General features: G+C 69.1%; 19 protein-coding genes and 1 pseudogene. 7 read left to right on the top strand and 13 right to left on the bottom strand.

Annotation, left to right across the window (positions count from 1 at the left end; all coding sequences use genetic code 11):
- Positions 1–2 precede the first annotated feature (2 nt).
- The gene (locus tag ACZYRS_RS07715) at positions 3–908 is read right to left on the bottom strand and encodes a DMT family transporter (RefSeq protein WP_463418763.1); all 906 of its coding nucleotides are present in this window, start codon (positions 906–908) and stop codon (positions 3–5) included.
- A 174-nt stretch (positions 909–1,082) separates the two neighbouring features.
- The gene (locus tag ACZYRS_RS07710) at positions 1,083–1,691 is read right to left on the bottom strand and encodes a TetR/AcrR family transcriptional regulator (RefSeq protein ID WP_198785042.1); all 609 of its coding nucleotides are present in this window, start codon (positions 1,689–1,691) and stop codon (positions 1,083–1,085) included.
- A gap of 151 nt (positions 1,692–1,842) precedes the next feature.
- Between ACZYRS_RS07710 and ACZYRS_RS07705 the strand changes: the two genes are divergently transcribed.
- Entirely contained in the window at positions 1,843–3,060 is a 1,218-nt protein-coding gene (locus tag ACZYRS_RS07705) for an ABA4-like family protein (protein WP_463418762.1), read from the top strand.
- Here ACZYRS_RS07705 and ACZYRS_RS07700 read toward each other — a convergent pair whose 3' ends face one another.
- Positions 3,061–4,041, bottom strand: coding sequence for a tripartite tricarboxylate transporter substrate-binding protein (locus ACZYRS_RS07700; protein WP_463418761.1), 981 nt, complete (start codon positions 4,039–4,041; stop codon positions 3,061–3,063). It lies immediately after the preceding gene.
- Between the two features lie 123 nt (positions 4,042–4,164).
- Between ACZYRS_RS07700 and ACZYRS_RS07695 the strand changes: the two genes are divergently transcribed.
- Positions 4,165–4,710, top strand: a complete 546-nt coding sequence (locus ACZYRS_RS07695) for a MarR family winged helix-turn-helix transcriptional regulator (protein ID WP_463418760.1) — start codon at positions 4,165–4,167, stop codon at positions 4,708–4,710.
- A 73-nt stretch (positions 4,711–4,783) separates the two neighbouring features.
- Here ACZYRS_RS07695 and leuB read toward each other — a convergent pair whose 3' ends face one another.
- The 4 genes from leuB to ACZYRS_RS07675 are packed head-to-tail and all read right to left on the bottom strand — an operon-like array spanning position 4,784 to position 8,962.
- Positions 4,784–5,863: a 3-isopropylmalate dehydrogenase gene (gene leuB, locus ACZYRS_RS07690; RefSeq protein WP_463418759.1), complete on the bottom strand. Its 1,080-nt coding sequence runs from the start codon at positions 5,861–5,863 to the stop codon at positions 4,784–4,786.
- A 23-nt stretch (positions 5,864–5,886) separates the two neighbouring features.
- Positions 5,887–6,492 carry a 3-isopropylmalate dehydratase small subunit gene (gene leuD / locus ACZYRS_RS07685; protein ID WP_198785036.1) on the bottom strand — a complete coding sequence of 202 codons (606 nt, stop codon included), beginning with the start codon at positions 6,490–6,492 and terminating at the stop codon, positions 5,887–5,889.
- Between the two features lie 24 nt (positions 6,493–6,516).
- Positions 6,517–7,935 (bottom strand): 3-isopropylmalate dehydratase large subunit, encoded by a 1,419-nt coding sequence (gene leuC, locus ACZYRS_RS07680; protein ID WP_463418758.1) that lies wholly within the window; start codon positions 7,933–7,935, stop codon positions 6,517–6,519.
- Between the two features lie 28 nt (positions 7,936–7,963).
- On the bottom strand, positions 7,964–8,962 hold the full coding sequence (locus ACZYRS_RS07675) for a Bug family tripartite tricarboxylate transporter substrate binding protein (protein WP_198785034.1): 999 nt from the start codon (positions 8,960–8,962) through the stop codon (positions 7,964–7,966).
- Positions 8,963–9,062: 100 nt separating this feature from the next.
- On the opposite strand from ACZYRS_RS07675, the gene gcvA reads away from it, so the two are divergent.
- Positions 9,063–9,962, top strand: coding sequence for a transcriptional regulator GcvA (gcvA, locus tag ACZYRS_RS07670; protein ID WP_463418757.1), 900 nt, complete (start codon positions 9,063–9,065; stop codon positions 9,960–9,962).
- A 23-nt stretch (positions 9,963–9,985) separates the two neighbouring features.
- On the opposite strand, the gene ACZYRS_RS07665 is transcribed toward gcvA, so the two are convergent.
- Positions 9,986–10,525, bottom strand: a complete 540-nt coding sequence (locus ACZYRS_RS07665) for a 4-hydroxylaminobenzoate lyase (protein WP_463418756.1) — start codon at positions 10,523–10,525, stop codon at positions 9,986–9,988.
- A gap of 48 nt (positions 10,526–10,573) precedes the next feature.
- Positions 10,574–11,569 carry a tripartite tricarboxylate transporter substrate-binding protein gene (locus ACZYRS_RS07660; protein ID WP_463418755.1) on the bottom strand — a complete coding sequence of 332 codons (996 nt, stop codon included), beginning with the start codon at positions 11,567–11,569 and terminating at the stop codon, positions 10,574–10,576.
- 155 nt (positions 11,570–11,724) lie between these two features.
- Here ACZYRS_RS07660 and ACZYRS_RS07655 point away from each other — a divergent pair, with 155 nt between their 5' ends.
- The 3 genes from ACZYRS_RS07655 to ACZYRS_RS07645 all read left to right on the top strand — a co-directional run bounded on the left by ACZYRS_RS07655 (position 11,725) and on the right by ACZYRS_RS07645 (position 15,141).
- On the top strand, positions 11,725–12,720 hold the full coding sequence (locus ACZYRS_RS07655) for a LysR family transcriptional regulator (RefSeq protein WP_463422464.1): 996 nt from the start codon (positions 11,725–11,727) through the stop codon (positions 12,718–12,720).
- Positions 12,721–12,809: 89 nt separating this feature from the next.
- On the top strand, positions 12,810–13,520 hold the full coding sequence (locus ACZYRS_RS07650) for a nitroreductase (protein ID WP_463418754.1): 711 nt from the start codon (positions 12,810–12,812) through the stop codon (positions 13,518–13,520).
- A gap of 163 nt (positions 13,521–13,683) precedes the next feature.
- On the top strand, positions 13,684–15,141 hold the full coding sequence (locus ACZYRS_RS07645; protein ID WP_463418753.1) for a catalase: 1,458 nt from the start codon (positions 13,684–13,686) through the stop codon (positions 15,139–15,141).
- 61 nt (positions 15,142–15,202) lie between these two features.
- On the opposite strand, the gene ACZYRS_RS07640 is transcribed toward ACZYRS_RS07645, so the two are convergent.
- Entirely contained in the window at positions 15,203–16,516 is a 1,314-nt protein-coding gene (locus ACZYRS_RS07640; RefSeq protein ID WP_463418752.1) for an aspartate aminotransferase family protein, read from the bottom strand.
- A gap of 96 nt (positions 16,517–16,612) precedes the next feature.
- On the opposite strand from ACZYRS_RS07640, the gene ACZYRS_RS07635 reads away from it, so the two are divergent.
- Positions 16,613–17,467, top strand: a complete 855-nt coding sequence (locus ACZYRS_RS07635) for a LysR family transcriptional regulator (RefSeq protein WP_463418751.1) — start codon at positions 16,613–16,615, stop codon at positions 17,465–17,467.
- A gap of 31 nt (positions 17,468–17,498) precedes the next feature.
- Here ACZYRS_RS07635 and ACZYRS_RS07630 read toward each other — a convergent pair whose 3' ends face one another.
- From ACZYRS_RS07630 to ACZYRS_RS07620, 3 genes and pseudogenes are all read right to left on the bottom strand, one after another.
- On the bottom strand, positions 17,499–18,719 hold the full coding sequence (locus ACZYRS_RS07630; RefSeq protein ID WP_463418750.1) for a dienelactone hydrolase family protein: 1,221 nt from the start codon (positions 18,717–18,719) through the stop codon (positions 17,499–17,501).
- Positions 18,720–18,769: 50 nt separating this feature from the next.
- Entirely contained in the window at positions 18,770–19,267 is a 498-nt protein-coding gene (locus ACZYRS_RS07625; RefSeq protein ID WP_332875207.1) for a flavin reductase family protein, read from the bottom strand.
- Positions 19,265–20,506, bottom strand: a pseudogene (locus ACZYRS_RS07620) (styrene monooxygenase/indole monooxygenase family protein); the annotation flags it as partial. The pseudogene ACZYRS_RS07620 and the gene ACZYRS_RS07625, both read right to left, overlap by 3 nt.
- Positions 20,507–20,509: the final 3 nt, after the last annotated feature.

Raw genomic sequence — 20,509 nt, 5'->3', positions numbered from 1 at the left:
CCTCAGCCCTTGCGCGCCGCGGGCGAGCGTCCCCGCAGTCCGGGCAAGGTCCACCCGAAAGTCATGCCCGCGGCCGCGAGCAGAATGGCCGCTGCGCCCACGAGCTGCGCCGGCGTCAACCGCTGGCCGAAGGCCACGAAGTCCACGCCGATCGCCACCAGCGGGTAGATGAACGACAGCGCGCCGGCCACCGTCGTCGGCAGCTTCTGGATCGCGCCGTACAGCAGGATGAACACGAGCCCCGTGTAGATCACGCCCATCGTGAGGTGAACGCCCCAGGTGGCCGCGTCGGTGGGCAGCGTGCGCAGGTGCGCGAACGGCGCGAGCATCGCGATGCCGACGCAGACCTGGATCAGCGCGATGAGGTGCGGCGCCATGTCGCCCAGCTTCTTCGCGACGATGGCGGCCACGGCATAGAAGAAGGCCGCGCCCAGTGCCATCAGCACGCCCGTGAAGTAGTCCCCGCCGCCACCGCCGGCACCACCACCTTTTGCCTGCGCCACCAGTACGACGCCCGCGAATGCGATGCACAGCCACCCCACCTTCATCGCGGTGAGCCGTTCGGAGAACAGCAGCGCACCGAGCGCGACGAGCATGAAGGGCTGCGTGTTGTAGACCGCGGTGGCAATGGAGATCGATGCGCGCGAGAACGACGCGAAGATCAGCAGCCAGTTGGCCACCAGCGCCACGCCGCCGAACGCGGCCAGCGCGAAGGTGCGCGGCGTGAGGCCGCGGCGCAGCACGCCCAGCGCGGCGCACGCGACGAAGAGCGTGGCCGCGCCGAACACGCAGCGCCAGAACAGCACGTCGACCAGCGGCTGGTCGAAGCGCACGACGAACCATCCGATGGTTCCGGAAATCACCATGGCGGCGCTCATCTCGAGCGCGCCGCGAAGCTTGGTTTGCATGGGTCGAGCGTGCCAGCTTCGGCACCGAATGAAAATGCTTTGAAGAAGGCGCGAACGCCAGATTGCCAACGAAAATCAGGTCGGCAGCCCCGTTCACTGGAGATCGCTCACACGATCCGGCGGCGGTTACAGGCGCTGCGGTCGCTGTGGCCCGCGCAGGTTTCCCGAGCGGGCTCAGGGCCAGAGCTGCCGCATGATTTCCGGCAGCATGCCGTCGACAAAACTCCGGGTGCCTTGCGCATCCGCGGGGCCGCCGAACTTCTCGTCGAGCGCCAGATGCGCGAAGCCGTGCACGGTGGACCAGGCCGCGATCACAGCAGCCTGGGTCGCGTGGTCCAGCGGCCTGTCGCGGCCCCAGCGCGTGTAGTCGCGCACCACCTGCTCGAGTTCGAGGAAGGCCGCGTCGGCCGCGTGCTTGAGCCGCTCGTCCCACACGAGGCGGTCCTTGCGGAACATGAGCTGAAAGCGCCCGGGATGCGCCAGCGCGAATTGCACATACCCCACGCCCTGGCCGCGCAGCCTGCGCGCGGGGTCGTCGCCGCCTGTCGCCGTGCCTTCGCGCAGGCAGCGCGTGAGCTCCTCGAAGCCGAGGATGGACACCTCGGTCAGCAACCCCGCCGCACTGCCGAAGTGATGCAGCGGCGCGGCGGGCGACACGCCCGCGCGGCGCGCCACCTCGCGCAGCGAGAACCCCTCGATGCCGCTCTCGGCCAGCAGGCCTTCGGTGGCCTGGATCAACGCCGCGCGCAGGTCCCCATGGTGGTAGGGCGCGGGGACTTGCACTGGTTTTTTTCTTGCCGCCATGGCTGCTCGATGTCCGGAGTCTTCGAAGCGTGAACTTTACACCGTTCAAATTGTGCTGGCGTTTTTATCTAAACACCGTCAAGATAGCACCCATCCTTTCTCGTCCCGACCCTTTTCAAGCGAGGCCCTCATGTTCGATTCACTCTTCAGCGCAGGCGGCACCATCGCCCTTCCCGCCTGGGCGGCCCTGGGCGCGGCGCCTTGGCTCGGCCGCGCCAAGCCCGCCATCTGGGCACTGACCGGCATCGTCATTCCGGTCGGGCTCGGCCTGGTCTACTGGTGGTTGATGGCCACGTACTGGTCGTCGGCCGAGGGCGGCGGCTACAGCTCGCTGTCGGCGGTGCATGCGCTGTTCCAGCATCCGGGCCTGCTCACCGCAGGGTGGTTCCACTACCTGGCCTTCGATCTCTTCGTGGGCACCTGGATCGCGCGCGAAGGCGAGCGCGCCGGCATCGCGCCGGTGCTGCTGATCCCCTGCTTCGCGCTCACCTTCCTGTTCGGACCGGTCGGGCTGCTGGCCTTTCTGGCGCTGCGCGTGGCACCGGCCTCCATGCGGCTCGCGCGTGCGCTCTACACACGCCAGCCGCAACTCGCGGAATTCGGCGGCCTGCTGCTCGCGATCATGGTACCCGCGCTGGTGGCGAGCTACTTCGATCCGCGCACGCTGAACGGCGTCGGCGTGTGGGTCAAGCCGCTGAAGTTCATGGCCTCGGTGAGCCTCTATGCACTCACCATGGCCTGGCTCGTCGGCGACCTGCCGCGCGAGCGCCGCGACTCGCCCGTGGTGCGCGCCATCGTCGCCGTCGTCATCGCCGCTGGCACCTTCGAGGTCGGCTACATCACGCTGCAGGCCGCGCTCGGACAGGCCTCGCACTTCAACAACAGCTCGGTCTTCCACGCCGTGATGTACGCGCTGATGGGCGTGGGCGCGCTGGCGCTCAATGTCACGGCCTTGCCGCTCGCCTGGCAGTTCGCGCGCCACGGCGGCGCGCTGCCGCCGGCCTACCGGCTCGCGACGGTGATCGGCCTCGTGTTGACCTTCGTGGCTGGCGCGGGCGCGGGCATCGCGATCAGCCAGCACGAAGGCCCGACCTTCGGCGCGCTCGCGGGCGGCGCGATGCTGCCCGTGCTGGGCTGGTCGGCCACCGGCGGCGATCTGCGCGTGCCGCATTTTCTCGGCGTGCATGCGCAGCAGGTGCTGCCGCTGGCCGGCGCGCTGATCGCGATGTGGCGCGTGCCGTTCGGGCGCGCAGCAGTCTGGCTGGTGACCGCCGGCTATGCGGCGGCCATCGTCTACGCGTTCAGGCTCGCGTATGCGGGCGTGCCGCTGCTTGCGCTCGCGAACTGATCAGGGCGCGAAGCCCGAGCGGCGCACCACCGGTTCCCATTGCTGGCGGTAGGCCTTGAGCATCTGCGCGGTTTCCGCGGCGGTGCTCACGACCGGCGTGATGTAGAGCGCATCGGCTGCCTTCTGCAGCCCCGGGTCCTGCATGACTTCGCGGATCTTCGTGGCCAGCAGCTGCACCTTCGGCTGCGGCAAGCTGCTCGGCGCGAAGAAGGTGTTCCAGCCGTCGGCATCGATCTTCATGCCGGCCTCGCGGAACGTCGGCACCGAGGGCGCGAAGCTCGCGCGCTTCTTGCCCGACACCGCCAGGATGCGGATCTTGCCGGCCACGTGCTGCGCATAGAGCGAATCGAGCGTGTCGATCGCGATGGGCAGTGAGCCGCCGCTCAGGTCCGCCGACAGCGGCGCCGAGCCGCCGTAGCCCTTGATCTGCGGCTGCACGCTCAGCGCATCGCCCACCATGAGGCCGAAGAAGTGCGGCAGGCTGCCGGTGGCCGGCACGCCGAAGACGGCCTCTTCCGGATGCGCCCAGAGGCGGCCCACCAGGAACATCGCGCGGTCCAGCTGCAGCTTGTTGCCCACGGCCAGCGCGAAGTCGTAGCTGCTGACCTGGGAGACGGGCACGAAGTCCTTGTCGGGGTCGTAGCCCGCGTCCTTGATGACGAGCGGCGCGATCAGCATCACGGCCGGATTGCCGAGCATCAGGATGTTCTCTGCGGCGGTCGCGCGCTTGATCTGCTTGGCCGCGAGCCGGCCGCCTTCGCCGGGGCGGTTCTCGACCGTCACGGCGACGCCGAGCTTCGGGCTCAGCCGTTCGGCGATGAGCCGCGCCATGCGGTCGGTGCTGCCGCCGGGCGCGTAGCCGACGACGAGCGTGAGCGGGCCGTCCAGGTTCTGCGCTTGAGCGGACGCGACGGCGGCGAAACCCGCAAAGGCGGCGATGCACCATGCGGTGAGCTTTCGCCGGGAAAAGACAATGGCCACGAGATCTCCTGCTTCCGGCGACAGGCCGGCTTTTGTTACTTTGTTTATACGTAGGTAACAAATAGTTGATCTAATCCATCATCGGCTGCCGAGGCGGCGCAGCCACAACCCCTTGCCATTTCCATGTCAGCTTTTCCCGATGCGGGCGCCCTGCGCGCTCCCCGTTCCCTGGACGACCTGCTCCTGTACCGGCTCTCGCGCGCCGCGCGTGCCGGCAGCGGCATGGCAACGCGCATGGTCGAAGGCGGCTTCGGCATCACGCGCCGCGAATGGGGAATGATCGGCACGCTCGCGGAGGTCGGCGAGCTCACGCCCTCGGCACTCGCCGAGCGGCTCGACCTGGACCGCGTGCGCACCTCGCGGGGCCTGCGCAGCCTCACCGACAAGAAACTGGTGGAGCGCCGCCAGGACGCCGAGGATCGCCGCGAAGTGCATGTGCGCCTGAGCCCTTCGGGCCGGCAGCTTTACGGCGAGCTGTTCCCGCGCATCGCGAGCCTGAACACCGAACTGCTCGACGGCATGGATGCCGCGCACATCGAGATCTTTCTGCAGTGCCTGCGCCGGCTCGAATCGCGTGGCACCGAATTGAGCGCGCAGGGCGTGGTGCCGGAAAAGGCCGACCGCCGCGCGGGCGGCACGCGCCACCACTGGCCCAAGCGCGGCCCCTGAGCGCATCGCGCACACACCTCATGGGCTCGCGCACCCGCACATCCCGGTGCTGGTGCTGGTGCTGCGTCAGACCCTAGGCCGCGGCCTTGCCGAGCGCCGCCACCACCGCATCGCCCATCTCCTGGGTGCCCACGCGCGTGCAGCCGGGCTGGAAGATGTCGCCGGTGCGCAGGCCCTCGGCCAGCACGCGGCGCACGGCGCCCTCCACGCGCTGCGCATTGCCCGCCTGGTCGAACGAGAAGCGCAGCATCATCGCCATCGACAGGATCGAGGCCAGCGGGTTCGCCAGGTTCTTGCCCGCGATATCGGGCGCGGTGCCGTGCACCGGCTCGTACAGCCCGAAGCTGCCCGCCGCCATCGACGCCGAGGGCAGCATGCCGATGGAGCCGGTGAGCATCGCGGCGGCGTCCGAGAGGATGTCGCCGAAGATGTTGCCGGTGACGATCACGTCGAACTGCCTGGGCGTGCGCATCAGCTGCATCGCCGCCGCATCGACGAAGAGGTGCGTGAGCTCGACGTCCGGATAGTCCTTGCCCACGCGCGTGACCACCTCGCGCCACAGCTGCATCACCTCGAGCACGTTGGCCTTGTCGACCGAGCAGAGCTTGCGGCTGCGCGCGCGTGCGGTGCGGAACGCGACGTGCGCGATGCGCTCGATTTCGGGCTCCGAATAGCGCATCGTGTTGAAGGCCTCGCGCTCGCCGTTGGCGTTGAGGCCGCTGCCGCGCGGCTCGCCGAAATACACGTCGCCGGTGAGCTCGCGCAGGATCATCAGGTCGAGCCCGTCGACCACCTCGGGCTTGAGCGTCGAAGCGCCGATCAGCTCGGGGAAAAGAAAAGCCGGCCGGAAGTTCGCGAAGAGCCCCAGCTCCTTGCGCAAGCGCAGCAGGCTCGCGCCCGGCCGCATCATGAACGGGATCTCCTCGTCGCCGGGCATGCCGGCCGAGCCGAACAAGATGGCGTCGGCCTTGCGCGCGATCTCGCTCGTGGCCGCGGGCAGCGGATCGCCGGCGGCGTCGATGCCGGCCTGCCCGATCGCCGCTTCCACCAGTTCGAGCGATTGGCCGTGGCCCACCACCGCCTTGAGCACCTTCACGGCCTGCGCCGTGACCTCGCCGCCAATGCCGTCGCCCGGCATCACTGCAATCTTCATTTCAAACCTTTCAGGGTCACACTTCAAAGAGGAGCCGCGCCGCGCGCGCGGCCTTGCTCGAATGCGTCGATGGCCGCGTGCTGCGCCAGCGTGTAGTCGATTTCGTCCAGGCCTTCGAGCAGGCACTGGCGCGGGAACGGGTCGATGCGGAAGGGCTCGACGCGCTCGTGCGGGCCGGTGACGGTCTGCGTGCGCAAATCGACGGTCATGCGCGTGCCGGGTGCGGCGAGCAGGTCGTCCAGCATTCGCTGCACCACGGCTTCGGGCAGGCGCACCGGCAAGAGGCCGTTCTTCAACGCATTGCTGAAGAAGATGTCGCCGAAGCTCGGCGCGATCACCGCGCGAAAGCCGCCGTCGTACAGCGCCCAGACCGCGTGCTCGCGCGACGAGCCGCAGCCGAAATTAGGACCGGCCACCAGGATGCGCGCATCGGCATACACCGGCGCGTTGAGCACGAATTCATCGCGCCGCCGGCCATGCACGTCGTGCCGCACGTCATGAAAAAGATAGTCGCCGAAGTTGTCGGAGCGCGGCTTCTGCAGGTACAGCGCGGGCACGATCTGGTCGGTGTCGATGTTGGCGCGCGGCAGCGGTGCCGCGAGCGCTTCGAGTCGTGTGAAAGCTTCCATGGGATGGCTGTTCGAAGGTTGTCGTCAGTGCGATGCGAGCAGGCTGCGCACGTCGGTGAGCCGCCCTGTGATGGCGGCGGCCGCGGCCATCGCCGGGCTCATGAGGTGCGTGCGCGAACCCGGCCCCTGGCGGCCGACGAAGTTGCGGTTGGAGGTCGAGGCGCAGCGCTGGCCCGCGGCCACCTGGTCGCCGTTGGTGCCCAGGCACATCGAGCAGCCGGCATGGCGCCACTGCAGGCCCGCCGCGCGGAACACGGCGTCGAGCCCCTCGGCCTCGGCCTGCTGCTTCACGAGGCCCGAGCCGGGCACGACCCAGGCCTCTACGCCCTCGGCCACGCGCCGCCCGCGCACCACCTCGGCGGCGCTGCGCATGTCCTCGATGCGGCCGTTGGTGCAGGAGCCGATGAAGACGCGGTCGACCGCCACCTCGTCGAGCATCTGCCCCGCTTCGAGACCCATGTAGGCGAGCGTGCGCTGCATCGATGCGCGGCGCTCGGCGGTGGTGGCGTCGGCGGGGTCGGGCACGCGGCCGGTGATCGGCAGCGCGTCCTCGGGGCTGTTGCCCCAGGTGACCATCGGCGCGATGTCGCCGGCCGAGAGGCGCAGCTCGGCGTCGAACACCGCGCCCTCGTCGCTGGGCAGCTCGCGCCAGCGCGCGACGGCCTCGTCCCACGCGGCGCCCTGCGGCGCCTCGGGCCGGCCCGCGAGCCATTCGAAGGTGGTGTCGTCGGGCGCCACCATGCCCGCGCGCGCGCCGGCCTCGATGGACATGTTGCACACCGTCATGCGCCCCGCCATCGAGAGCGCGCGGATCGCTTCGCCCGCGTATTCGATGACGTGCCCCGTGCCGCCCGCAGCGCCCAGCCGCGCGATGACCGCCAGGATGATGTCCTTGGCCGAAACGCCCTCGGACAGCCGCCCGTCGATCGTCACGCGCAGCGTGCGGGGCTTGCGCTGCCACAGCGTCTGCGTGGCGAGCACGTGCGCCACTTCCGAGGCGCCGATGCCGAAGGCCAGCGCGCCGAGCGCGCCGTGCGTGGCGGTGTGGCTGTCGCCGCAGACGATCACGCTGCCCGGCAGGCTCAGGCCCTGCTCCGGGCCCACCACATGCACGATGCCCTGGCGCAGATCATCGAGGCCGAAGAAGCGGATGCCAGCGGCCGCGCTGTCGTCCTGCAGCGCTTGTGCCATCGCGCGCTTCTCGGGGTCGGCGATGTCGGCGAGCGCGCGCGAGCCGGTGGGCACGTAGTGGTCGGGCGTGGCGAAGGCACGCTCCGGGCGGCGCACGGGAAGGCCGCGCTGGCGCAGCATCTCGAAGGCCGGCGCGGAGCCGTCCTGCACCAGGTGGCGGTCGACGTACAGCAGGCTCTGGCCGTCGTCGCGCTGCGTCACCACGTGCGGCTGCCAGATCTTGTCGAAGAGGGTGCGGGGAGCGAGGGACATGAGGGGAAAGGAGAAAAGGAAGAAACGATCAGTCGAGCTTCACGCCGGAGATGCGCACGATCTCCGCATAGCGCTTGGTCTCGCTCGCCATGAAGCGGCCGAAGTCCTCGGGCGTGCCGCCGCCGACCTCGGCGCCGAAGGCGGCCATGCGCTTCTGCAACTCGGGCGACTTGAGCACCGCGTTGGCCTCGGCGTTGAGCTTGTCGATGATCGGGCGCGGCGTGCCGGCCGGCGCCGAGAGGCCGTACCACGACGAGGCGTAGACGCCCTTCAGGCCCACCTCGTCGAAGGTCGGCACATCGGGGAGCGCCGGGTTGCGCACCTTGGAGGCCACGGCCAGCGCGCGCATGCGGCCGCCGGCGATGAAGGGCAGGCAGGTGGTGGTGTCGAGCATCAGCGAGACATGGCCCGCCGCGAGGTCGGCCTCGGCCGGCGCGGTGCCCTTGTAGGGCACGTGCACGATGTCGATCTTCGCGGCGGCGGCGAACTGCACCGCGGCCAGATGCTGCGAGGAGCCGATGCCGCCCGAGCCGTAGTTGAGCTTGCCCGGGTTCGCGCGCGCCGCGTCGATCACGTCCTTGACCGTCTTGAACGGCGAGTTGGCCGGCACCACCAGGATGTTGGGCACGGCCGAGACGTAGACGATCGGCTCGAAGTCCTTCACCGGATCGAAGCCCAGCTTGGTGTAGAGGCTGATGTTGACCGCGTTCGGGCTGATCGAGGACATCAGCAGGTTGTAGCCATCGGCCTTCTGCCGCGCCGCGAGCTCGGTGCCGATGTTGCCGCCCGCGCCCGCGCGGTTGTCCACCACGAAGGGCTGGCCCAGGCGATGGCCCAAGAGCTCGGACACGATGCGCGCGGTGGTGTCCACGCCGCCGCCCGCGGGCCACGGCACCATCAGCTTGATGGGCTGGGCGGGATAGCCCTTGGCGGCCGAGTCATCGGCCGATGCCGCGCCGTGCGCGCCGAGCAGCACCGCGGTCATCAGGCAAGAATGCAAGCAGGCATGCAGTTTCTTCATCGTCATCGCGTGTCTCCTGTCTTTGTAATGAGCGCATGCTATGCCTCGACCCGCACGCCTCGCAATCACAATAAAGGCATGCAGGCATGAGTAAACTTCATACCCCATGACACGCAAACTGCCCCCGCTCAACGCCTTGCGCGCCTTCGAGGCGGCCGCGCGCTGCGGCAACTTCACGCGCGCCGCGCAGGAGCTGTTCGTGACGCAGGGCGCCGTCAGCCGTCACATCGCCACGCTGGAAGACTGGCTCGGGGTGCAGCTCTTCGAGCGCGGACGGCACGGCATCCGCCTCACGCCCGCGGGCGAGAGCTATTTCGCGAGCATGCGGGTGGCCCTCGACCAGATCGAGCACGGCACCCGCCAGCTGCAGCAGCAGAGCCCCGACGAATGGCTGCTGCGCATCAAGCTGCCGCCGACGTTTGCGATCCGCTGGCTGATTCCGCGGCTCGCGCGCTTTCATGCGCTGCATCCGCGCATCGACGTGCAGATCACCACCTCGCACAAGCCGACCGATTTCGATCGCGACGACATCGACGTGAGCATCCACTCGGAGCCGAGCCCGCCGGTCGGCCCCGGCTACCGGCTGCTGTTCCGCGAGACGCTGCTGCCGGTGTGCGCGCCGGCGCTGCTGCGGCGCGAGCCGCCGCTGAAGGCGCCGGCCGATCTCGCGCACCAGGCGCTGCTCAGTTCGCTCAACCGGCCGCACGACTGGCAGACCTGGCTCGCGGCGGCCGGTGCGCCCGGCATCGACACGCGGCGCGGCCTGCAGTTCGAGAACGCCGCCATGGCCTACCAGGCGGCGGCCGAGGAGCTGGGCGTGATGGTGGGCCTCTTCGCGTTCGTGCGCGACGACCTGGCCAGCGGCCGGCTGGCGGCGCCCTTCGACCTGCGCGTGCCCACCGAGGGCGGCTACTTCATGGCCTGGCGCGCGGACCGGCCGGTGCCCCAGCGCGTGCGCGATTTCGAGAGCTGGATCGCAGCGGAAGCCGCGGCCAGCGAGGCCTGAACAAGACTTGTGCGACGCGTGCGCTACGACGCGATGCCCGGCGCCTTCATGTCGTACGAAATCCGCCCCGCCGGCAGATAGAACAGCGCGATGACAGCGCCGCCCTTGGCCTCCGGATAGTGATGGCTCCCCGGCGCGGGCGCGGTCCATCCGCCGTAGCACCACCCGTTGGGCCCCGCCAGCGCGGCGCCGTCGTTCAGCGGCACCACCATGTTGAATTCGCCGTAGGGGTGCGCGTGGTAGTCGCCGCGAAAGCTCTCCTCGGGGTTGCCCTGCGTGTTGTCCGCGCTGTCCATGTAGACCGCGGTGATGCTGAAGCCGAACGTGCGCGCCGACGGATCGCACAGCCGCGCGCGCCGGTACTTGCGCCCCTGGATCTCGACGTTGGCGGCCCAGCCGTCGCGCACGCCCGCCTGCACCAGCGCGGCCAGCGCGTCGTAGAGCGGCGAGCCCGGCGGGTAGGTGGCGTTGAGCCACTGCTCCACCTCGGTGCCCGTGGTCATGTTCTGGATTTCCGCGAGGAACGGAAGGCTGGTCTCGATCAGTTGTTCCTGGTCGGTCATGGGTGTTTTTTCCTTTTTCTGCTTGAGGGGTTTTCTTGCTTGCCCGCCTTACTCGTCGGCCTTGAAGCCGGAGGCCGCGACCACCGGCTTCCATCGCTCCTGCTCGGCGGCGATGAGGCGCACGCAGTCGGCCGGCCCGAGGTAGGCCACTTCCAGGCCGATCTGCGAGAGGCCGGCGATGAGCGTGCTGTCGCGCGATGCGGCCTGCGTGGCTTCGGCGAGCGCGGCCGCCGTTTTCTCCGGCGTGGCGGCCGGTGCGTAGACGCCGTAGCTCTCGAGCCCGGTCACGGTCTCGAAGCCCTGCTCCGCGAAGGTCGGCACGTTTTTCAGAAAGCGCGAGCGGCGTTCGCTGGTCACGGCCAGGAGGCGCAGCTTGCCGCTGTCCAGGTACTGCAGGAAGTCGCCCACGAAGCCGAGGTAGGCGGGAATCTGGCCGCCCAGCAGGTCCTGCACCGCGGGCGCGGAGCCGCGATAGGCCACGTGCGTGAGCGGCACGCCCGCCGCCTGCGAAAAGCGGTAGCCCAGGAACTGCGCGAGCGAGCCGGCCGCGGGCGATGCGTAGGTGCGTCCGGTCTCGGTGCGCTGGAGCCAGCGCACGTAGTCGGCCAGCGTCTTCACCTCGGGCGGCACCGCGCTGCTCACGGCCAGGGCGCAGGCCGCGGAGGACAGCAAGGCGACGGGCCTGAAATCCTTCGCGGGGTCGTACGCGAGGCGGGTGTACACGTGCGGGTAGATCGTCATGGCCGAGGTGTGCGTGCACAGGAGCACGCTGCCGTCCGGCTTCTCGCGCTTGAGCTGCGCATTGGCAATGCGCCCGGCGGCGCCCGGCCGGTTGTCCACCAGGTACGGCCGGCCCTGCGTGCGCCACGCTTCGGTCAGGCGCCGCGCGGTCTGGTCGAGCGTGCCGCCGGGCGGATAGCCCACGATCAGCCGCCCCATCGCCGCATCGCCCTGCGCGAATGCGAGAGCCGGCAGCAGCGCCGCGCCCGGCACGAGACACGCAGCGCGTTTGGCGAAAGTCCGCCTCGAAATGTGATGCACCATGATTGCTCCAGTTGGTTGTCTCGGCCCTGTCTCGGCGATGTTCCGGTTCGACGGCAACGCATGGGCGAACGGTGCCACCGGGCATCCGCCACTGGAAGCGATGAATCTGCAACACGACAATGCAGCGCGTGCAACATGAGGAGAACGAGATGGCGGTGAACCCGAGCCGGATGGACCTGAACCTGCTGCGCGTCTTCGATGCCGTCTTCGAGGACCAGAACCTGCTGCGCGCGGGCAAGCGCCTGCACCTGAGCCAGTCCGCGATCAGCCATGCGCTGTCGCGCCTGCGCGAAGCGCTGCAGGACGAGCTCTTCATCCGCACCGCCCGCGGCATGGAGCCCACCGCGCGCGCACTGGCCGTGGCCGCGCCGCTGCGGGAGGCCCTGCGCAGCATCCACGACACGCTGGGCGTGCAGCCCTTCGATCCCGCCACCGCCTCGCGCACCTTCGTGCTGGCTGCGAACGACTACGTGACCTCGGTGCTGCTGGTGGACCTGAGCCACCGCGTGAACGCCCTCGCGCCGGCAGTGGACCTGGTCGTGCGGCCGTCCACGCGGCTCGATCTGGCCGAGCAGATCGACGTGGGCCGCATCGACCTGGCGATCGGCATCTTCGCGGAGGTGCCGCCGCGCTTCCAGAGCGGGCCCGTGTGGACGCAGGAGGACGTGCTGGTCATGCGCAAGGGCCATCCGCTGCGTCGTCGCCGGCTGCGCGTGGAAGACCTGGCGGAATTTCCGCTGGTGACCGTGTCGCTCGGCGGCCAGGAGGAAGGCGCGGTGAGCGGCTACATCGTCGAGCGCGGGCTGGCGCGCCAGTCGGAGATGTTCGACCGGCAGGCGCTGGAAGATGCGCTCGCGGCCATCGGCCGGCGCCCGCGCTACCGCATCACGGTGCCGCACTCGCTCGCGGTGCCCGATCTGCTGCTGGGCACCGACATGGTTTCCATCGTGCCCGCGCCGCTCGCCGAGGCCTTCGTGCGCCGCGGCGACCTGCATGCAAAGCCGCTGCCCTACGAGGTGGCGAACGGGAGCCTGCGCGCGATCTGGCACCGGCGCCACGAACACGATCCGGCCCACGTCTGGCTCCGGGAGCAGCTCACGGAACTCGCGGAATCCACGCGCGGCGAGGGCCTCTCGCGCAGCGTGAGCTAAGGGGTAACCCACCCAAATCCGACGGCGTGCATACCCATGCTGTGCAAGTTTCAATGGGCAGCCGCGCACCTGCGTGCGAGCATCGCGCCATGACGAAAGCTCCCCCCAAGGACGACGCGGCGCGAGGCGTTGTCGACGAGGTCATCCGCTCGCGCGCGGCGGTTCGCGCCTTCCAGCCCACACCGGTTCCCAAGGCGCTGGTGGTGGAAATCCTCGAGGTCGCGCGCTGCGCGCCGAGCAACTCGAACACGCAGCCCTGGTCGGTGCACGTGCTCGAAGGCGACGCCAAGCGCCGGTTCAGCCAGGCGCTGCTGCGCTCGCACGAGCGCGACGACCTGCCGGCCTCGCGGCACTTTCCCGACGAGCTGCCCGCGCCGTGCAGGTCGCGGCAATCGGATTTCGGCGCGCGCTACTACACGACGCTGGGCATCGACCGCGCGGATGCGGCCGCGCGCTACACGCAGACGGGGCGCAACTACCTGTTCTTCGATGCGCCCATCGGCCTCATCTTCACGATCGACGAGCGGCTGATGCCGCACAGCTGGGCCGACTACGGCATGTTCCTGCAGACCTTCATGCTCGCGGCCAAGGCGCGCGGGCTCGACACCTGCCCGCAGGTGTCTTTCGTGCGGCACGAACCGGTCATCCGCGAATGCCTGCAATTGCCCGCGGGCCAGACGGTGGTGTGCGGCATGTCGCTGGGCTACGCGCAGACCGATGCGCCGTTGCACCGCCTTGCGATGCCCAGGGACCCGGTGCAGGCGTTCGCGACGTTCCACGGTTTCGACGATGCGGCGTGAAGGCGTGACATGACGGCGCGGCGTGAGGGCGCACTCATCCTTTCGTATGCCACCGCGCTCCCCCTTTCGGGCAAGCGCCCCGCATGGCCATAGGGCGAGGTTGTGAACCGCCATCGAATGAACGTAGAGTGGCACCGCTTTCATCCCCAAAAGACGGACACCCATGACCAATCCCACCGATGATTCCAAAAAGACCCCGCTGACCACCGCCTTCGGCGCGCCCGTGGTCGACAACCAGAACAGCCTCACCGCCGGCCCGCGGGGCCCCGTGCTGATGCAGGACGTGTGGCTGCTCGAGAAGCTGGCCAACCTGAACCGCGAGATCATTCCCGAGCGCCGCATGCACGCCAAGGGCTCGGGCGCTTTCGGCACCTTCACCGTCACGCACGACATCACGAAGTACACCCGCGCCAAGCTCTTTGCCGCCGTGGGCAAGAAGACCGAGATGTTCGCCCGCTTCACTACCGTGGCCGGCGAGCGCGGCGCGGCCGATGCCGAGCGCGACATCCGCGGCTTCGCGCTCAAGTTCTACACGGAGGAAGGCAACTGGGACCTGGTGGGCAACAACACGCCGGTGTTCTTCCTGCGCGACCCGCGCAAGTTTCCGGACCTCAACAAGGCTGTGAAGCGCGACCCCAAGACCAACATGCGCAGCGCCACCAACAACTGGGACTTCTGGACGCTGCTGCCCGAGGCGCTGCACCAGGTCACCATCGTGATGAGCGACCGCGGCATTCCTTCCAGCTACCGCCACATGCATGGCTTCGGCTCGCACACCTACAGCTTCGTCAACGCGGCCAACGAGCGCTTCTGGGTCAAGTTCCACTTCAAGACGCAGCAGGGCATCGAGAACCTCACCGACGCCGAGGCCTCGGCCCTGGTGGGCGGCGACCGCGAGAGCCACCAGCGCGACCTGTTCGACTCGATCGGCCGCGGCGACTTCCCCAAGTGGACGCTGTACGTGCAGGTGATGGCCGAAGCCGATGCCGAGAAGGTGCCCTACCACCCCTTCGACCTCACCAAGGTCTGGCCCAAGAAGGACTACCCGCTGATCGAGGTGGGTGTGATGGAGTTGAACCGCAACCCCGAGAACTTCTTCGCCGACGTGGAGCAGAGCGCCTTCGCGCCCAACAACCTCGTGCCCGGCATCAGCGTGTCGCCCGACAAGATGCTGCAGGCGCGCCTCTTCGCCTACTCGGATGCGCAGCGCTACCGACTGGGCGTGAACCACCACCAGATCCCGGTGAACGCCGCGCGCTGCCCGGTGCACAGCAACCACCGCGACGGCACGATGCGCGTGGACGGCAACTACGGCGGCACGCTGCACTACGAGCCCAACAGCTTCGGCCAGTGGCAGGAGCAACCCGACTTCCGCGAGCCGCCGCTCAAGCTGCGCGGCGATGCGGACTTCTGGAATTTCCGCGAGGACGACGCCGACTACTACAAGCAGCCGGGTGACCTGTTCCGCCTGATGAAGCCCGAGCAGCAGGAGGCGCTGTTCGGCAACACGGCGCGCGCGATGGGCGATGCGCCGGAATTCATCAAGCGCCGGCACATCGACAACTGCACCAAGGCCGATCCGGCCTACGGCGCGGGCGTGGCGAAGGCGCTGGGCCTTTGAGCTGATGAGCTGATGAGCTGAGCGCGGGCCCCGGCACCGACGCCGGGGCTTTCTGCGTTCGCTACGCGCCGCGAACCGCCGTCGCGATCGCCTTGTCGAGCAGCTCCAGGCCCAGATCGATCTCGCTGTCGCTGATCGTCAGCGGCGGCGCGATGCGGAACACGCCGCCCATCGAGGGCAGCTTCACGATGTTCATGCTCAGGCCGAGCTTCATGCACTCGCGTGTGACGGCTTCGCCCAGTTCGAAGGCCGGCTCGCGCGTCTCGCGGCTGGCGACCACTTCCAGCCCGAGCAGCAGGCCGCGGCCGCGCACGTCGCCGATGCATGCGTGGCGCGACTGAAGCTCCCGCAGTCCCTTTTCAAGACGCGCGCCCGCGACACGCGCGCGCTCGACCAGCCCGTCGCGCTCCACCACCTCCAGCACCTTCAGCCCGACCGCGGCCGGCAGCGGATCGGAGACGTGCGTCGTGTAGAAGAGGAAGCCGCGCGCGTGGGCCTCCTCCTCGATGGCGGCGGTCGTCACCATCGCCGCGAGCGGCAGGCCCGCGCCCAGCGTCTTGGAGAGCGTGAGGATGTCGGGCGCAACGCCGTCGCGCTCGCACGCGAACATGAGGCCGGTGCGCCCGACGCCGGTCTGCGCCTCGTCCAGGATCAGCAGCATGCCGCGCTCCTGGCACTTCTGCTTGAGCGCCGCCATGTAGCCGGGCGGCAGCTCCAGGATGCCGCCGCTGCTGAGGATGGGCTCGGCGATGAAGGCGGCCAGCGCGCCGGTGGACTGCCGGTCGACCTGCTCGAAGCCGTCGTCGAGTTCGCGGCGCCAGTCGAGCGCGCCGTCCGGCGTCGCGAAGCGCGGCCGGTAGGCGTTGGGCGCCGGTATGGCCAGCGAGCCCGCCGCGGCCGGCCCGTAGCCCTTGCGGCCGGCGCTGTAGGTGGCCGCGGCCGCGCTGCCCGTCATGCCGTGCCACGACTGCGTGAAGGCCACCACCTCGTGCCGGCCCGTCACCAGCTTGGCCATGCGCAGCGCCGCCTCGTTCGACTCCGCGCCGGTGCTCAGCAGGAGGCAGCGCTCCAGCCCCGGCGGCGCGTGCCGCGCGATCTCTGCGGCGAGCGCCACCACCGGCCGCGACAGCATGCCGCTGAAGAGGTGGTCGAGCGAGCGGATCTGCTCGGTGACCACCGCGACGATGTCAGGGTGCGAATGCCCCAGCAGCGCGCTCATCTGGCCCGAGGTGAAATCCAGGATGCCGCGGCCATCGGCGTCGTAGACGAAGCAGCCCTGTGCGCGCTCGATGATCAACGGCTCGAAGGTGCCGCCGTAGCGCACCAGGTGCTGCCGGGCCTGCTGCCAGAACTTGGGGTCGTCGTTGCTGCTCATGTCGATGCGTGCCGATCAAAATGACGCACATTACGCAGGGGCGCCTCCGCCGGGAAGCGAATTGTTTTGACATCAGCTATCAGGAGAATTCATGCCGTGAGCCAGTCGCTGGACATCGACCTCTTGCGCAGCTTCGTCGCCATCGCCGAGACCGGCGTGCTGGGCCAGGCGGCCGTGCGCGTGGGGCGCACGCAGTCGGCGCTGAGCATGCAGATGCAGCGGCTCGAAGGCATCGTCGAGCAGCCGCTCTTGCACCGCACCGGCCGAGGCGTCACGCTCACCGCGACCGGCGAGCGGCTCCTCGTGCGCGCGGGCGAACTGCTGCGCAAGCACGACGAGGCGCTGGCCGAGCTGCGCGGCGAGCAGCTGTCGGGCGTGCTGCGCTTCAGTTGCCCTGACGACTATGCGGTCGTCTTCCTGCCGTACCTCTTGCAGAGCTTCGCGAGCCTGCATCCGCGCGTGCAGCTGGAAGTGATGTGCGCGCCGACGCCGCGGCTGCAAGAGCTCCTGGCGCGGCACGCGGTGGACCTGGCGCTGGTGTCGGTGGCGAGTGACACGGCCGGCGACGTGATCCGCCACGAGCCGCTCGTGTGGGTGGCGCACCGCGACGGCGTTGCCGCGTCGCTGGACCCGCTGCCGCTCGCGCTGGGCGCACCCGATGCGCTGGACCACCGGCTGCCCAGGCAAGCGCTCGAAGCCGCGGGCCGCGCCTACCGGCTCGCCTATGCCAGCAGCAGCCTCTCGGGCCTGGTCGGCATGGCGCGCTCGGGCCAGGCCGTCATCGTGCTCACGCGCACGGCCGTTCCCGACGACCTGCAGATCCTCACCCCAGCGCAAGGGTTTCCCGATCTGCCGAGCGTCGGGGTCACGCTGGCGTTCGACCGCGAGGCGCCGACAGCGTTGACGGCTGCATTCGCGGCGCATGTCAGGAAGTTTCTTCCGGCGGCTTGAGCGGCCTAGCCCGCCCAGCCCCAGCCGCGGCCTAGCCCCTCTCGCGCATCAAGGTGTTCGACGGCAGCGTCTCGTCCAGCAGCTTGCGCGCCGTCTCGATGCCCGCCACCGGCAGCAGCTTCGCATCGAGCAGGCCCACCTGCACCAGCACGCTGGCCTGGTCCCAGTAGATGTGCTCGTGGTAGAGCTTGTCGCCGCGGAACTTGATGACCGCGAGCAGCGGGATCTCCACGCGCTTGCCGGTCGGCGGCACGCCCGGGAGCATCCACGGGATTTCGGTGGTGTGCGTGAAGCAGAACAGCATCTCGTCGACCACCTGCGAGGCGCCCACGGTGCGCGAAATCGGCACCAGCGAGGTATCGGGCGGATTGCTGTTGACGAAGTGGTTCGTATAGAACGCGTGCAGCGCCTTGTGGCCCACGCCGCCCGTCATGGTCGGGATGTGGTTCACATACGGCTCGGCGACCATGGTGCCCATCGTGTCGTCGACGTTGCGCGTGCCGAACTCGTACTCGCAGTGCTTGTCCCAGAGCGCCGAGAGATCGTAGTTCGGGCCGATCGCGCCCTTGAGCGCGGCGATGCTGCGCTCGTGCGCCATCAGCGCCGAGGGCTTGTGGAAGTGCTCGCCGCCGTTGCGTGCGAAGGCATGGTCCATGCCGGGGTACACGTAGAGCGAAACGCCGGGCCGGCCTTGCAGCGTCTGCACGATGCGGTCGCGCGCCTCGGGCGGGCAGAACTTGTCGAGCTCGGCGATGTGCAGCGTGAGCGGGCGCTTGATCTGATCGGCCTCGCCGAGCGCGGCGTCGATGCCCACGCCGTAGTAGCCCACGGCCACGTCCGCATCGGTGCGGCAGGCCGCCAGGTACGCGAGCTTGCCGCCGAGGCAAAAGCCCAGCACGCCGACCTTCTTGTGCTGCACTTCGGGCCGCTGGCGCAGCGCCGTGATCGCGGCCTGCATGTCTTCCATGCCCTTGGCCTCGTCGAAGCCGCCGTAGAGCGCGAACGCGCGCTGCCAGTCGGCCTCGCTGTAGCCGAGTTCGACATCGGGCTCCTGGCGCCAGAAGAGGTCGGGCACCAGCACGACGTAGCCTTCTTCGGCGTAGTAGTCGGCCACCTCGCGCATCGTGTGGTTGATGCCGAAGATTTCCTGCGCGATCACCAGGCCGGGGCCGCTGCCGCCCTTGGGCAGTGCGAGATAGCCGTTGAAACTGCCGCTGCCGTCGGTGGCCTGGATGCGGATTTTTTGCTGCATGTGAACTGCTCCGTGGGGTGAGGTGAGAGGGTGGTGCGGGGCCGCGTGCCTCACTGCATGCATTCGGGGTGCCTGGTCGTCACCTGGTAGTAGCCCGAATGAAAGACCAGCGGCTCGCCGTCCAGGCGATCGTAGCGCTCCACCTCGCCGATGAAAATGAGGTGGTCGCCGCCGTCGTACTGCTTCACGTTGCGGCAGACGAAGCGCGCGATGGCGCCCTCCAGCAGCGGCACGCCGGCCGTGCCCTCGCAGCAGTCGACGCTGGCGAACTTGTCCGCCTGCGGCGTGGAAAACTGCCGCGACAGGTGATGCTGGTTCGCCGCGAGCACATTGATCGCGAAGTGGCTGGCGCCGGTGAAATCGGCCACGCTCGGCGCCTGCCGCGCGAGGCTCCACAGCACCAGCGGCGGATCGAGCGAGACCGAGGAGAACGAATTGGCGGTCATGCCCACGCGGCGGCCGTCGATGGCGCGGGTAGTGATGACCGTCACCCCGGTGCTGAACTGGCCGAGCGCCTTGCGGAAGTCGCGCCGGTCGAAGCGGTCCACGGCCGCCTCGCGCGCCCGGGTTTCGAGAAAGCGGTCGGCCTCCGCGGCGTCGAACCACCACGGCGCGAAGACGCGCGGATCGTCGAAGCCATTGACGATGGTGCTCGCCACCGCGGGCATGTGGGTCGCACTCTGCAGCAGCTTCTGCAGGTGCGAGGTTGGCGGCGCGAGCAGGCTGTTCGTCCAGTCGGTGGCCCAGCGCGCGTAGCCCTCCCAGTAGCGGTCGAAGGTCTCCTGCATCCAGGCGGCGTCGAACGGCGCGTCGCCGTGTTCGAGAATGCGCTTCAGGTAAATGTCGGCGCACTTGGCCGCGTTGTTGGCGCCCTGCCCCGTGATCGGATCGTTGAGCACCACCGCATCGGCCAGGCCCAGCACCTTGCGGCCCGATGGCAGCGTTGCCACGGGCTTGCGCACCGTCGGCGTGACGCGGCCCGTGAGGATGCCGTGGTCGTCGGTCAGCTCGATGTGCGTGCAGCGCTCGGCCTCCCACGGCAGGAAGGTCTCGAGGATCTGCTTGCTGCGCGCGAGATGCTCTTGCGGCGTCTTCACATCGGTCCAGCAGTCCATCGGGCCGCCGGGCACGCCTTCGAACACCATGATCTCGCAGGGCCCTGTCGTGGTCAGCGCCGGGAACACGAAGTACTCGCCCACACCCGGAATCAGGTTGAAGCACACGCGCGCATACGAATCGGCCGACTTCATGCCCTTCACGTAGGTGAGCGCCAGCACGCGCTGCGGCTGGTCGCACGGCGAGCGCGCATCGTCGCGCTCGAAAAGCTTCGAGATCTCGCCCTTGCCGCTCGCCACGACCACGAGGTCGTGCGTCTGCGCGCAGGTCTCCAGGTCGTCGAGGCCCACGTCTTTCAGCACCAGCTGCCCGCCGCGCTTTTCGAACTCGGCCATCCACGCGGGGATCTTGAGCCGCTGGTCGACCGACTGCGCGGGCCCATCGAGCCGCGCGTGCCATTCGATGGCCTTGCCGCCCTCGGGGTTGCGCACCGCGATGCCGATGCCTTCGATGGCGGGGCATGCGCCGGCCCACCCATCCAGTTCCAGTTCGCGCTCGGTCTGCAGCGCAGTCTCGAACATGCACTGGCTGGACATCACCGGCCCTTCGAGAATCTCGCGCGCCGAGCGGTTGGAGAACACCGTCACCTCGTGCCCCGCGCGCTGCAGGCCGAGCGCGAGCTGCATGCCGGACTGCCCGGCGCCAACGATGGCCACGCGTCGCTGCTTCATGCG

It is taken from the genome of Variovorax sp. AC194, assembly GCF_979257995.1.
This window is presented reverse-complemented; position numbering and strand designations above follow the sequence as displayed.

Coding starts and splice junctions, on each gene's coding strand:
- ACZYRS_RS07650 (WP_463418754.1), top strand. CDS start 12,810: ATGACGAAAGCTCCCCCCAAGGACGACGCGGCGCGAGGCGTTGTCGAC.
- ACZYRS_RS07630 (WP_463418750.1), bottom strand. CDS start 18,719: ATGCAGCAAAAAATCCGCATCCAGGCCACCGACGGCAGCGGCAGTTTC.
- ACZYRS_RS07645 (WP_463418753.1), top strand. CDS start 13,684: ATGACCAATCCCACCGATGATTCCAAAAAGACCCCGCTGACCACCGCC.
- ACZYRS_RS07640 (WP_463418752.1), bottom strand. CDS start 16,516: ATGAGCAGCAACGACGACCCCAAGTTCTGGCAGCAGGCCCGGCAGCAC.
- ACZYRS_RS07695 (WP_463418760.1), top strand. CDS start 4,165: ATGTCAGCTTTTCCCGATGCGGGCGCCCTGCGCGCTCCCCGTTCCCTG.
- ACZYRS_RS07665 (WP_463418756.1), bottom strand. CDS start 10,525: ATGACCGACCAGGAACAACTGATCGAGACCAGCCTTCCGTTCCTCGCG.
- ACZYRS_RS07705 (WP_463418762.1), top strand. CDS start 1,843: ATGTTCGATTCACTCTTCAGCGCAGGCGGCACCATCGCCCTTCCCGCC.
- ACZYRS_RS07660 (WP_463418755.1), bottom strand. CDS start 11,569: ATGGTGCATCACATTTCGAGGCGGACTTTCGCCAAACGCGCTGCGTGT.
- ACZYRS_RS07715 (WP_463418763.1), bottom strand. CDS start 908: ATGCAAACCAAGCTTCGCGGCGCGCTCGAGATGAGCGCCGCCATGGTG.
- leuD (WP_198785036.1), bottom strand. CDS start 6,492: ATGGAAGCTTTCACACGACTCGAAGCGCTCGCGGCACCGCTGCCGCGC.
- leuB (WP_463418759.1), bottom strand. CDS start 5,863: ATGAAGATTGCAGTGATGCCGGGCGACGGCATTGGCGGCGAGGTCACG.
- leuC (WP_463418758.1), bottom strand. CDS start 7,935: ATGTCCCTCGCTCCCCGCACCCTCTTCGACAAGATCTGGCAGCCGCAC.
- gcvA (WP_463418757.1), top strand. CDS start 9,063: ATGACACGCAAACTGCCCCCGCTCAACGCCTTGCGCGCCTTCGAGGCG.
- ACZYRS_RS07675 (WP_198785034.1), bottom strand. CDS start 8,962: ATGACGATGAAGAAACTGCATGCCTGCTTGCATTCTTGCCTGATGACC.